Here is a 13,315-nt window from a genome sequence, read left to right as displayed (position 1 = left end):
CGCACCAAGGCTGGCTAGACCTAGCAAGATTTACCAGCCATAGCGGAATAAGATAGTATCCGTAAACATACAATGGAATGATGTATTCCCCCGTCAAACATGGAATGAAAAATGGAAATTTATATCGCTGTGGCCGCGATCGCCGTGGTGCTGATCTGGGCCATGATGACTTATAACCGCTTTATCTCACTGCGCCGTTTCAAAGACGACGCATGGAGCGGTATAGCGGTGCAGCTCAAACGCCGCCACGATCTGGCCCCCAACCTGTTAACCCTGGTAAAGCGCTACGCTCTGCATGAGAAAGAGCTGTTTGAAACACTCTCGCGCCAGCGCAGAGACCTGGTTAGCAACACCCCTCAGGTTGCCGAGAGTGAAAAAGAGTTTTCTGGTGCTTTGAGCCGCATTTTTGCGCTGGCAGAAGCCTACCCAGAGCTTAAAGCCAACGAGAACTTCCTCTCCCTGCAACAATCCCTGGCAGAGATCGAAGAGCAACTGCAAATGGCACGCCGCTATTTCAACGGTACGGTGCGCGATTTCAATATTCTGGTGGAGTCGTTCCCCAGTTTAATCCTGGCTCGCCTGTTTAATTTTAAAGCGGATGCGTTCTTCGAACTCGAAGATCCCGAAGAAGCTAAAGTGCCACGGATGGACTAGCGCGATGGCTGCAATATCTGGTTGGGTAGTACGCGTTTTATGGGTGTTATCGCTATTGATGGCAGGAGCCGCGCCGGCTACGGCTGATGATATCGCCGTTGGGGCAGCTCCCGTTGCAGAGGCCCCAGACAGAGAGGCGGCACCAAGTGATCCCCGTTGGGTGCGCGCCTATGAGCATATTCTCTCATTTGATACCCAGGCGCACTTTAACCCGGACGGCAGCATGGAGATGCGGGAAAACATCAAGGTGCTGTCTTTAGGGCAAGAGATACGCCGTGGGATTTTCCGCACTCTGCCGCTCACCTGGAACCGCCAGGACGGCAAGATTTTCAGCGTCGATTATCATATTAAAGAAGTGTTGCGCGACGGAGTCGCCGAACCCTATAGCCTGGATAAGTCTTCGAAAACGCTGACGGTGCGTATTGGCAGCGCTGAGCACATCCTGCAACCGGCGATCTATAACTACCAGATCCGCTATCAGGTCAGCAACCACTTCAGCCGCTTCCCCGAATGGGACGAGCTCTACTGGAACGTCACGGGTAACGATTGGGCCTACCCGATCACCAAAGCCAGCTTCCAACTGGAACTGCCAGACACCAGCAATTATCTGGATAACGAAGGCAGAGATACCCGGCTGCGCACTATTGATGTGTATACCGGAGCGCGGGGAGCGAAAGAGCACAACGCCAGAATACTTCCCAACGGTGGAGTGCAAACCACGCAACCGCTGGACCAAGGCGAAGGGCTAACCGTGGTCTACACCTGGCCACGAGATATTCTAGCCGGTGCCGCCGCCCCACAAGCTTCTTCACCGTTGGTACACCTGCTATTGCCCACTCTGGCAACCAGTGCACTCTGGATACCGGTGCTGCTGCTCGCAGTCTATTGTTTATGGTGGTGGCAAAAAAACGTGACCGCCATCGGCTTGAAGATGCCGCCGGTTGTGCCGCTGTATGCGATGCCTACCACCATGTCGCCAGGCTATCTGCGGTTTATTACCCAGCGTAAGTACGACGACGTGGCCTTCAGCAGCGATCTGTTGGATCTGGTCGCCAAACGCGGCGCGGCGATCACGCTCAAAGCGAGCAAATCCTCAGGCCCGTGGTTTTCCAAGTTTCAGTCGGCGGATGAACAATGGCTATCGTACCAATCGGATAACAATAACCAGCGGTTGACCACCAGCGATAAGCAGTTACTCGGCCTGCTGTTTAGCGGCAGCCGCAAAAATATCAACCTCGGCCTGGCCTATCAGCGGCCAATGCAAAATGCCCGTAAATGGTTGGAAAAGCGCAGTGAGGACCAGCGTGAGATATTATTCAACAAATGGGGTAAACCGGTGCGCCGCGCGGTTTATCTCATGCTGCTGATCCCGGTGATCTGCGGAGCGTTGTTTAATCTCGGCGCGGCAGTGATCACCATTCCTGCCCTGATATTCCTGCTGCTCGGGATCTCGCTACTCTCTTTACCGCTGAGATTTTTATTTAGCCCGAGAAAAACCTGGAATACTTTTGGCTTCATCCCTTTGGTTATTTCGCTGATATTTGGCCCGCTAGCTACCTTTGGCGGTGGCGCTTTCTTGTTTGGCATGTTGCCCCTGACTCAGTTTCCAGCCGGCTATATTGGCGCGCTGCTGGTCGCCATTCTGCTATGCATAGCTTTTGGCTTGATGATCCCGCGATACACCCAACGGGGGCTGAATGATTTGGCCACTGCGCAAGGGCTGAAACTGTACCTGGGCACGGCCGAGCGGAATCGCTATCAGGCGCTTTACCCACCCGATCAGTTGGTTGCCCACTTTGAGAGCTTGCTACCGGCTGCGCTAGCGCTCGGCGTGGGCAAGACTTGGGCCAACACCTTTGCCGAATATCTCAGTAAATCCGGAGCTATGTCGGAAGCCTTTGCCGACGCAGACTGGCAGCGCGTGAATCGCTTTAGCCGCTCCTGTACCGCATCGTCTATGGCTACACCCAGCAGCAGTTCAAGTTCCGGTTCAAGTTCATCAGGCTCCAGCTCTCGGGGTTCTGGATCGTCGGGTGGGGGCTCATCCGGTGGGGGTTCCGGCGGCGGAGGTGGTGGTGGCTGGTAAATGGTAACGCAGCGCCGGGCAAACCGGCGCGATAATGCTTTAACCGCCCCTGCCTAGCTGCCGGTGGGTGTAGAGCAGCAACACCAAGGCAACCAGCATCGCCAGCAGGTTGTAACCCATAGCACCAGCAAAGGCTCTGGCATAGTGCTGTGGCTCTGCGCCCCCGGCCAGCAGCGGAACAAAGAACATACCGCTGGCCGCTATCCCCAGAGCACCGCCTACCTGCTGCACCGTTGACACCAAGCCTGCCGCCATACCGGCCTGATGCTCCTTCGCCAGGCCAAGCACCCAATTAAGCAAGGGCGTCATACTCAATGCCTGACCAAAGCCCAAAATCATCAGGCCGGGTAAAAGTTGTAACGGATGGCTGAACGCCCGTCCCCATAGCACCTCCACCATCAACAATACCAAGCCACTGGCGTAGACCACCACCCCGCCAGCCAACACAATATTCCCCCAGCGTTGCACCCAGCCCGGAGCCAAAAAGGAGGCCAGCATAAAGGCGGCGCTGGCCGGAGCGAACAGGCAACCCGCCTGGAACGGCGTCAGCCCTATTCCGGCCTGTAACAGCAGGGCAAAACAAAGAAAGAATGAGGATGCGGTGGAGTAAATCGCCAGCACAATTGCCGTGCCACGGGCAAAGTGACCTTGGCGAAATAGCGCCGGATCGAGCACCGCATCACCGGAATGACGGGCAAGTTGCCGTTCCCAACGGACAAACCAGGCTAATAGCGCCACTGCCAGCACCATCATCGGCACAGTCCACCAAGGCCAGTGGCGCGATGGGCCTTCCAGTAACGGGAACAGTAACAGCAGCAAACCGCCAGCGGCCAGCTGCAGGCCTTTAGCATCCAGCCGCTGGGCCTGCGCCAGTCTGGACTCAGGAATGCGTCGCGCCGCCATCACCGCCAGCACGCCAATCGGCAGGTTGATCAGAAAGATCATGCGCCAACTGCTGCCCAGAATATTAGCCTCGATAATAAAACCACCTAACACCTGGCCACAAATCGCCGCCAACCCCAGCGTCATCCCCAAACGAGCAAAGGCTCGCCGCCGCTGCTCTTCACCATACAGCACGCGCAATAAGGCATAAATTTGTGGAAACAGCAGCGCGGCCGCTGCGCCTTGCAAAAAGCGGGCAACAATCAGCACCCACAGCGAACCCGCCAGACCGCAAAGCGTCGAGGTCAGCGCAAAAGCCAACATGCCATAGCTGAACATACGCCGCCGGCCGAAGCGGTCTCCCAAGCGTCCGCCAGCAATCAGCAAGATGCCAAAAGCCAGTTCATAACCGGCGATAATCAACCCAACCCCGGCAAAGCTGGCGTTGAACTGTTGCTGGATCACCGGCACCGCCACGTTAACCACAAACAAATCGAACATAGTGACGAACCCACCGAGTAGCAACACCGGCAGCCCAGGTAATCCAGCCTTGCTGTTAGAAAAACTCTGTTCCATAACGCCCCCTGATATCATGATGGCGGCAGTATGGAACATGCTTTAAACTGTTACTATATAGCCAGTTATACTATTACTAAGAGTAACAGGACCCGTCGATGCCACCACGTACCCTTAACCGAACCCGCCAAGAGTTGGCAGATTTTCTGCGTATGAAGCGTGAAAAACTCTCTCCCCAGGCCGTTGGCCTGCCGAGCGGTACGCGGCGGCGTACGCCTGGGCTAAGACGTGAAGAGGTTGCCGCATTAGCTGGCGTGGGCCTGACCTGGTACACCTGGCTGGAACAGGGGCGGGAAATCAATGCTTCGGTGGAGTTTTTGGAGGATCTGGCACGGGTTCTGAAGCTGGATGCGACCGAACGCTATCATCTGTTTTTACTGGCGCATCAGCGGCCCCCGGTGGTAGCAGGCCATCAATGGTGCCAGGTTACCCCCTTAGTACGCCGCTTGCTGGACGATCTCACCCTGCGCCCGGCCTATGTGATGAACCTGAGTTGGGATATTATCGCCTGGAACCCGGCGGCAGACCGCCTGTTTACCATCGCTGAGCGTCAGCCACAGCAGCGCAATATGCTGTGGATGCTGTTTGCCGATCCCGAACTCAATCAGCGGTTGATGGAATGGCAGGAGCAAGCCCCGCAAATCCTGGCCAGCTTTCGACGTGATTACGCCCGCGCCCCGCAAGATGCCACCATGTTGCAACGCATTCAGGCTCTGAGCAATGTGTCACCCCAATTTCGCCAACTGTGGCAGCAGCACGATATTCATGGCCGCTGCCAGGGGCAACGCACTTTCCTGGTTGCAGGGGCAGGCGAAGTCACGTTTGAACACGCCTCGTTTATTGTCGATGAAGACAACCACCTGCGGCTGGTCATGTACAGCGCACAACCTGATTGCCCCACCAGTGCCGCGTTTGAAGCAATGCTGTAATCAGCGGGTACGGCGGCGAGCAAACGGATTTTTGCGCTTTTTCTCTTTCTTGGTGGCCTCTGCCGCAGATTTTAACGCCGCCTTATGGGCTTTGTCCGCTTCCGGCACCTCGCGCTGTTCGATCGGGAACACCGGCAGCGCCGCCAACAGGCGTGAACCATAGCTCTTGGTCAACAGGCGGCGGTCATAAATCACGATTTCACCGTGGCACTCGTTGCTTCGGATCAGGCGGCCCACCTGTTGGATCAGGTTAAACGACGCGCTTGGCAAACTCTGCACCTCAAACGGATAACGATTGAGGGATTTAAGCCATTCGCCCTCGGTGAGGATCACCGGGCTGTCGATCGGCGGGAAAGCTATCTTGTGGATATGCACCTGGGTCAGCAGTTCACCTTTCAGATCCAAACCTTCGGCAAATGACTGTAGCCCGACCAACACGCTGGCAGTGCCCTTCTCTACCCGCTTACGGTGTTCTTCCACTAGCCGGTAGCGCGGCTGATCGCCCTGCACCAGTAACATCAGACGCAGATCGGTGACATAGCTGAGGAAGGTCTGCATCGCACGGTGGCTGCTGAACAGGATCAGCATCCCCTTATGCTGGCCGCTGGCCTGCTCGCCACGGAAAAAGCGCGCCATCTCTTCCAGATGCTCGGCCTCGTTGGCCATCGCCGGTTCAAAACGCATTTTGGGAATGACGATTTTACCCTGTTCGACGTGATTAAACGGCGAAGACAGCGTTTCGAAGCGATCGCCCGCTTTTTCGCTCAGCCCGCTCATCTCTTGCAACCGTGAAAAGCTATTCAATGAGCGTAACGTTGCCGAGGTGATCACCACGTGCGGCACCTTGCGCCACAGCAGTTTTTCCAACTGATCGCTGACACGGATGCCCACGCAATGCAGATAAAGATGGGTAACGTTATCGCGCAGCTCACGCGCAATCCATTTGGAGATCGGCGCGTTGGAGGATTTATCCATTGCCGCCAACCGCCACAGTTTGCTCATCGCTTCAAGGTAGCCCAGCGTGCGGCTCATCTGGATGATGGTACGATGCAACCGCACAATGTCGTGCTTGCCGGTCTGCTCGGTGAGGTCGTTAAGAATAAATTCGGCCAGGCCGCGCAGGCCGTCCGTCAGTTTGAACAGACGCGCGCAGATCTCAACCATCTCCGCAGGCAGTTCGCCCATTTCGAAGCGATATTCGGCGTTACCGCTATCTGGCGGCAGGTAGGCATTGGCCTGGTGCTCAAAAATCTGGATCAGCTCGCGCAATTCTTCGCAGTGGTTTTTTAGCCGTTCGCTATTGGCCAACCCCGGCGGGTTCTTTGGCCGGTACTGTGTCATGCACTGTTCTACCTGGCGCACGATCATATCGAGCTGGAGGTTGGTTGACAGCGCGGTGATCTCACCGTCAATCTCCAGCGCATCCCGTGCCACCTCCGGCAAATGATGGCCTTCGTCCAGCACCAGCAGCAGCTCTTTTGGGTTCGGCAATACCGACTCGGTTTCCAGCGCCGCCATCACCAACGCGTGGTTGGCTACCACCACGTCGGCGGTTTCAATTTCTTTGCGGGCGATGTAGAACGGGCATTCACGAATATAGTGGCAGTTGCGCCCCAGGCAGTTGGCCTTGTCGGTACTCAGCTTGCCCCATAGGGGGTCATCGATCGATAGCTGGTAGTGATCGCGCAGGCCATCCCATTCATGGCGCGCCAGGGCTTTCGCCAGCTTTTGGCACAGCGCCTGCTCTTCACCGCTAGATGGCGCCAGCTCGTCTTCGTCCAGGTACAGCATCAGATCGCCCTGCTCGACCACGTCGGTGCTCATCGCCGCCAGATTGCGCGGGCAAACATAGCGCCCACGGCCAAACGCGCCGGTGAATTTCAGATCGGGAATGATCTTTTTCAACAGCGGTAAATCTTTGCTGTAGATCTGATCCTGCAGCGCCACGTTGGCGGTACTGACCACCAGCGGTTTGCTTTCGGCACGGCCAACGGCAATACCCGGTATCAGGTACGAGAGCGTTTTACCCACGCCGGTTGGCGCTTCGATCGCCAGATGGCGTGGGTAATCTCCGGCCAGGGTCTTCGCCACTTCGGCAATCATCTGCCGCTGAGGGGCACGCGAAATAAAATCCGGTATTTGCTGCTGCAGGGCTTTGTACCACTGGCCGATCTGATCTTTAACTGCGGGGGAAAGCGCCATTCAACTCTTATCTAAACGAAATGATGGCGCTATTGTCCCACAGACCGTCCGCGGCGTCAGCCCGAGTTACGATTGGCTGGTCAACATTGCGAAACGCACCTCAAGGAGGCCCCTTCTCCCACAGTGGGACATCGAATTTTTTGCGCATAATCTCGCATGTTTGCACAACAGAACCCCTCTCATCTGCAACAAAAAATGCATCTCCTGGGTTTATTTTCACTATTCAATATCCATTTACCTGGCCTGTCATAAATACATCACACAACTGCGGTAAAAAATCTGCGCTGCGCTAGCTCCGGCAGCAAAGTAGCATCGTAATAAAACAGATGATCAGCGTCTTTCAATCATATAAAGCAGGGAACACCATGAAACCTAATCTTCTTGCCGTTATTGCGGCACTTTTCATTGCCCAGACTGCACAGGCAGCAGAGATCTACAATAAAGATGGCAACAAGCTTGATTTTTATGGCCGGGTAAAAGCACTGCACTATTTCTCTGACGATACCAGCAATGATGGTGATAAAACCTACGTACGTATCGGCTTTAAAGGGGCAACCCAGATTAACGATATGCTGACCGGCTATGGCCAGTGGGAATATCAGATCGCCGCCAACCATAGCGAATCGGATGGCACTAAAGACACTAAAACCCGTCTTGGTTTTGCTGGCTTGAAAGTGAAAAACTTTGGTTCATTCGACTATGGCCGTAACTACGGCGTTATTTACGACGTTGCCGCCTGGACGGATATGCTGCCGGAATTTGGCGATGATACCTATATCAAAACCGACAACTTTATGACCGGGCGCGCCAACGGCGTGGCTACCTACCGTAACAACGACTTCTTCGGCCTGGTCGACGGCCTGAAGTTCGCGTTGCAGTATCAGGGCAAGAACGAAAACGATGCCCGCGCTAACAGCAAAGCTAACGGCGACGGCTTCGGTCTGTCTTCCAGCTACGAGATCATCGATGGCGTCAGCGTTACCGCTGCCTATGCCTCTTCTAACCGGACTACCGGCCAGAAACAGAGCAGCTATGGCAAGGGCGATAAAGCCGACGTGTGGGCAACCGGCCTGAAATACGACGCCAACAGCGTGTATCTGGCCGCTACCTATGCAGAAACTCATAACCTGACGCCAATTTCCGGCACTGCGACCATTAATAATGCCGCGACCTCCGTAAGCGGGTTTGCCAATAAAACCCAGAACGTGGAAGTGGTTGCGCAATATCAGTTCGACTTTGGCCTACGCCCGTCACTGGCTTATGTCCAGTCCAAGGCTAAAGACATTGAAAATATCGGTGACACCGACCTGGTGAAATATATTGATGTGGGTGCTTACTATTACTTCAATAAAAACATGTCCACCTATGTGGATTATAAAATCAACCAACTCGATGACAACAACAAGCTAGGTCTGAAAACCGACGACGTGATTGCCGTGGCTCTGACCTATCAGTTCTGATTTACGCTGTGACACATAACCACTACTGCAATTTATAGCTACGGCTATTTCTGAAGTGACTTCGCCGGGCAAATTCGCCCGGCTTTTTCATCACGACTCTTCAGCCAGAACCACACATGCCGCCGAAACTGCAGAGCCTGCTATTAGACGGGCGCAGCATGCGTCGCCCCTACGGTCGAACATGTTCCCCCCCACAGGTTTGTGGCGTAAAGCTTGCCTGTTAATCTATTCCCGGCTAAATGTATAGCTTTGGTTATTTGCTTTGGAACCGTCATGCCTATCGATAGTCAGTTCGAGTTTCACACCGCTTTGCCCTACAGCAGTATGCAGTTGGCGCAAATACTCAGCCACTGTTTTGAGAACTACATTGTTCCCTTTGTGATCGACGGCGAAACCTTTAGCAGCCGCTTTGCCGCCGAAGACCTCAGCCTGAATCACAGCATTGTCGTCACCCACCAGCAGCACCCGGTGGCTCTGGCCCTGATCGCGCGCCGGGGCCAACATAGCCGTGTAGCGGCCTTGTCTATCCGCCCGGAAATGCGTGGCAGAGGGTTAGGCAGGACGTTGATGCAACGCATTATCACGGATGCCCGTACGCGAGGCGATCGCCAGCTTTCGCTGGAAGTGATCGCCGGTAATCAAGCGGCACTGGCGCTGTATCAACAGGCTGGCTTGGCCATCACCCGTACGCTATTGGGATTTCACGCCCCCTTGGCAACCCCGGAACCCTCGGCAACCTTGCAACCGATCGACCCGTTGGCACTTGCCCAGCAAATGACCGCCGACGGCCAGCATGGCTTGCCGTGGCTGATCGCCCCAGAGTCACTGTACAAGCTGCCCGGTACCCCACGCGCCTTCACTCTGGACCAGCAGGCTTTTGCTTTGGTGATGCCGGGCGCACAACAGTGCCATCTGCGCATGATTTATGTGCCACCAGCGCTACGCGGCCAAGGCCAGGCGCGCCGTCTGTTGCAAGCGCTGCAAGCACAGTTTGCCCCACTGGCGCTGTCGGCCAATGTGTTTGTCCCAGACGACATCGCTCCCTTCTTCCAGCACCTTGGCTGGCGCGAAGATCCGTTGCGTCAGTTTGAAATGACAATGGCAATGTGATGCTCTCCCCCTAATTGATCCAGGGGGAAAATTGTGGGGCGTGGGTTACAGCAGTGTACGTAGCAGAATAAACATCAGCATACTCAACACCACGACCGCCAGCGTATTACGCAGGAAAACGGCCAGAACAATGGCGAACACGGCTCCCCATAGATAAGGGTTTTCGGGCAGTGCACGCCACTCATCCCCGTTGAAAGCGATGATTGGTCCGCAGATGGCGGTCAGTACTGCAGGTACCGAGAAGCTCAACAGTGTCCTCATCCGTTGCGATAAGCGCACCGGCAGGCCAGGTGCCAGGAAACAGTAGCGGTTGAAGAAGACGATCACGCCCATCAACACAATGGTCAGCCAGATCATTCTTTCCCCCTACTGCACAGCAGCCCAACCAGCATCGCCACCACGGTGGTAATAATCAATGCCCCAGGCACCTGATAATGGTGCAAACCAATCGACAGCACCAAGGATGTCAAAACGCAGGCCAGCACCGGCAGATTACGTACCAGCGGCACAATGATGGCGATAAAGGTCGCGGCGATCGAGAAATCAAGCCCGTAGCGATCCAGATCGATGCTGCTGGCCGCCACTACGCCGAGCAAAGTGGCAAAGAACCAGCTCAAATAAAACGCCAGCCCAGCCCCCAATGCATACCAACGGTTAAAGCGTGCCGGGCCATGATCGCCGGTCAGGGCAAACAGCTCATCGGTCAGCAAAAACGCCAGTGCGACACGCCATCTCAACGGTAACGGAGCAATACATTCCCGCAGGCGCAGGCCGTAGAGGAAGTGCTGGGCGGTGACAAAAAAAGTGGAGATCAGGATCGCCAGCATACCGGCACCGGTCTTGATCATCCCCATCGCCACCAGTTGGGAGGCCCCGGCAAAAACAATCGCCGACATCCCCAGCCCCTCTGCCGCCGTCAGGCCACTCTGGATCGCCATTGAACCTGCCAGGATCCCCCAGGGCAATACCGCCAGGCACAGCGGCAGGATCGCCACCGCACCTTGCAAGGCCGGGCGCAGGCGCAACGTTGGCGGCTCCGTGAGTGTTGATTGGTAAGTCATTATTTTCTCCTTCGAACGAAGGAGTAGAATAGCGCAGGAAAGAGGGCGAGTATTGTATCCGCTTGCGTATTTATCTCAACGATTTGACGTAGTCACCGGGCGTCACGCCGATGGACTTGCGGAAATGACGGTGGAAATGGCTCTGATCGTGAAAACCGCAGGCCAGTGCCGTCTCCAATACGCCATTGCCCGCCTTTAACAGCTGGCGCCCTTTACGTAAACGCGCCTGGATCTGATAGGCATGGGGCGGCAAACCGGTCGCCTGTTGAAACTGACGCAGCAGATAATAAGGGCTCAGCCCGGCCTTCTCTGCTAATTCCAGCAGGGAGATATTAGCCTCGGGGAAATCATCCAGGAAGGCTTTGATCCGCGCTATCTGGCTTTGCGCCTTACTTTGCGTGGCAGGCTCTATGCGGCTTTTGCCGTGACGCAGCATTAACCAGGTCAGCGCCGAAAACACCAATGTCTCCTTCACCAGACGGTTTTCGTTACTGCGCATCATGCCAAAGGCTAAGCGTAATTGTCCGGCGAGCCCGGCATCCTGCACCACTGGGTTAGGGAAATAGGGGGTGGCCCCGGCGACGGTTTTCAGATCGCGGGATAAGAACGCCAACAGCTCCGGTTTGGGGTACATGGCCTGATAGGACCAACCGTCTTCGCTGGCGGAACTGCCGGTATGGATATCATCGGCGTTGACCAGGATCACACTGCCCAACGGCGCGACATGCTCGCCGCCAGTACGGTAAAAACGCTGGGCTCCATCATCAATCACGCCTACGCAGAACCCCTCGTGACTGTGGCGGGAGAAGGTCTGGCGGCGATAGGTGGCCTGCAACACTTCCAGCCCGCCGAGATCGTCGACGTGCATGAAATTAGCCTGTTCCTGACGCCCTTTCCTGCTCACGCTCTCTGCCATACTTACCTTCCACGCGGATTGAAACTCATTCTAGCACTCGGCAAGATCGGGCGTTTGTACAAAATTGCCCATATCCCCCTGCAGCTAAATAGCTGGGTTTAATGGTGCAACAGGTAAGAAGCATGTAGAACGCCGACACGCAGTGGCTCCGTCCATGAAGGCTCATACCGCGCATCCATGCGCTTAACGGTCGTCTAACCTGCACGCTTCCCACCGGTTTCACACTTAAATGAGTATTAAACGGCTAAATGATAAAATTAAAACATCTATTTTAGTCTATTCAGTTAAACCTTCTAATAATATTATCAACCTTAGTGCCATCCTAATAGGAAGTTAGATTATCTATGGAATTTAAAAACATATTACATTTTAAACTTACGACAACCATTAAAAATAAAAATATCACAATCATCCCCTCAAAAAACCATTGATATACGATTATGGATGAGTTAATAATAACTTGCATTTAGAAAAATACACTCAAAAAACACCTCATCAAAAGGAGTTTCCTATGGAAGTTATTGACTTATCGTTATTAGGCTATGTAGCTGGCGGACGAGGTAATAATGGTGGAGATCGTTCGGATAACGGCGGAGGAAATCGCAATAACCGTGGAAATAATAGTGCCGGAAATAGCTCCGGCGGTTTCTATAACAAGTATGGCAATACCGATTGTATCGAAGGCATGCTGGCAAACATGGCTAAAGGTACTGTTGGTGGTCCGGGAGGTATGGCTGCTGGCCTGGCTTATGGCGCTGCGACCGGCGGCTGTTTCAAAGATGGTGGCCGAGGAGGTGGTAATGTCGGCACTGGCCCTGGCGGAAATAAAAGCTCTGGCAGTTGCAGTGGCAAAAATGGCAGCGGCGGTTGCAGCTGGTAAGAAAAAATGAATAAACTCTATTGGATCGTCTCTGTCGTCATCGGGCTGGTTTTATCCTCAATTTTTCTGTCCGGCGCCGGAATTGAAGCTAATCGTTTCTACTCGGCCCCTGAGAGAATATCCAAACTTGTCGTCTCAATGGTTTTTTCAATTTACTTTATCATGGTACTCCATAAAGTTATTTGTGCCATCTTTAAAAAAAACAAACCCTAAAGGCCTCCATCCATCGGCAACCGCATGGATGGAGGCTACGTTAAATAACGGAGATTCCTACTGCACCACTTAGGTCTGAGGCCGTTACTAAGGAAAAACATGAAAAAAACCTATTGGACCCTTTCTGTCGTCATCGGCCTGGTTTTATCTTCATTTTTTACATCCGGTGCAGGTATCGGTGTTAACTCTCTCTACTCTGCCCCAGCGGGAATATCCAAACTTATCGTCTCGGTATTTTTTTCAATTGCCGTGATCATAGTTATACATAAGTTTATTTTCGCCATCTTGCAAAAACCGCCATCTATGGATGGCGGCTGATTAATTTAGCTCACTCACCCTTTCGTTA

12 protein-coding genes are annotated in these 13,315 nt (G+C 54.2%); 7 read left to right on the top strand and 5 right to left on the bottom strand.

The window, feature by feature from the left end:
• The first annotated feature begins 111 nt into the window (after window positions 1-111).
• Both WN53_RS16625 and WN53_RS16620 read left to right on the top strand, forming a co-directional pair.
• Window positions 112-654 carry a LemA family protein gene (locus WN53_RS16625; protein WP_024484578.1) on the top strand — a complete coding sequence of 181 codons (543 nt, stop codon included), beginning with the start codon at window positions 112-114 and terminating at the stop codon, window positions 652-654.
• 4 nt (window positions 655-658) lie between these two features.
• Entirely contained in the window at window positions 659-2,740 is a 2,082-nt protein-coding gene (locus WN53_RS16620) for a DUF2207 domain-containing protein (RefSeq protein ID WP_024484579.1), read from the top strand.
• Between the two features lie 39 nt (window positions 2,741-2,779).
• On the opposite strand, the gene WN53_RS16615 is transcribed toward WN53_RS16620, so the two are convergent.
• Complete coding sequence (locus tag WN53_RS16615) at window positions 2,780-4,198, bottom strand: MFS transporter (RefSeq protein WP_046808117.1); 1,419 nt, start codon at window positions 4,196-4,198, stop codon at window positions 2,780-2,782.
• 98 nt (window positions 4,199-4,296) lie between these two features.
• Between WN53_RS16615 and WN53_RS16610 the strand changes: the two genes are divergently transcribed.
• A complete protein-coding gene (locus tag WN53_RS16610; RefSeq protein WP_037412898.1) occupies window positions 4,297-5,127 on the top strand; it encodes a helix-turn-helix transcriptional regulator in 831 nt (276 codons plus the stop codon).
• On the opposite strand, the gene dinG is transcribed toward WN53_RS16610, so the two are convergent.
• Entirely contained in the window at window positions 5,128-7,329 is a 2,202-nt protein-coding gene (gene dinG / locus WN53_RS16605; RefSeq protein ID WP_024485880.1) for an ATP-dependent DNA helicase DinG, read from the bottom strand.
• Window positions 7,330-7,694: 365 nt separating this feature from the next.
• Between dinG and ompC the strand changes: the two genes are divergently transcribed.
• Window positions 7,695-8,789 carry a porin OmpC gene (gene ompC, locus WN53_RS16600; RefSeq protein WP_024485881.1) on the top strand — a complete coding sequence of 365 codons (1,095 nt, stop codon included), beginning with the start codon at window positions 7,695-7,697 and terminating at the stop codon, window positions 8,787-8,789.
• A gap of 273 nt (window positions 8,790-9,062) precedes the next feature.
• Window positions 9,063-9,899 carry a GNAT family N-acetyltransferase gene (locus tag WN53_RS16595; RefSeq protein ID WP_024485882.1) on the top strand — a complete coding sequence of 279 codons (837 nt, stop codon included), beginning with the start codon at window positions 9,063-9,065 and terminating at the stop codon, window positions 9,897-9,899.
• 45 nt (window positions 9,900-9,944) lie between these two features.
• Here WN53_RS16595 and WN53_RS16590 read toward each other — a convergent pair whose 3' ends face one another.
• The 3 genes from WN53_RS16590 to WN53_RS16580 form a co-directional block, all read right to left on the bottom strand.
• A complete protein-coding gene (locus WN53_RS16590) occupies window positions 9,945-10,256 on the bottom strand; it encodes an AzlD domain-containing protein (protein WP_021805142.1) in 312 nt (103 codons plus the stop codon).
• On the bottom strand, window positions 10,253-10,960 hold the full coding sequence (locus WN53_RS16585) for an AzlC family ABC transporter permease (protein WP_024485883.1): 708 nt from the start codon (window positions 10,958-10,960) through the stop codon (window positions 10,253-10,255). Before WN53_RS16585 ends, WN53_RS16590 begins: the two co-directional genes overlap by 4 nt.
• A 70-nt stretch (window positions 10,961-11,030) precedes the next feature.
• Window positions 11,031-11,876 carry an AraC family transcriptional regulator gene (locus tag WN53_RS16580; RefSeq protein ID WP_024485884.1) on the bottom strand — a complete coding sequence of 282 codons (846 nt, stop codon included), beginning with the start codon at window positions 11,874-11,876 and terminating at the stop codon, window positions 11,031-11,033.
• Between the two features lie 511 nt (window positions 11,877-12,387).
• Here WN53_RS16580 and WN53_RS16575 point away from each other — a divergent pair.
• Window positions 12,388-12,756 (top strand): hypothetical protein, encoded by a 369-nt coding sequence (locus WN53_RS16575; protein ID WP_071784995.1) that lies wholly within the window; start codon window positions 12,388-12,390, stop codon window positions 12,754-12,756.
• A 312-nt stretch (window positions 12,757-13,068) separates the two neighbouring features.
• Entirely contained in the window at window positions 13,069-13,287 is a 219-nt protein-coding gene (locus WN53_RS16565; protein WP_024485887.1) for a hypothetical protein, read from the top strand.
• Window positions 13,288-13,315 lie beyond the last annotated feature (28 nt).

The sequence above is a fragment of the Serratia fonticola genome (genome assembly GCF_001006005.1).
Taxonomy (GTDB): Bacteria; Pseudomonadota; Gammaproteobacteria; order Enterobacterales; family Enterobacteriaceae; genus Chania; species Chania fonticola.
The sequence above is the reverse complement of the archived record's forward strand: the minus strand, read 5'-3'. Positions and strand labels throughout refer to the sequence as shown.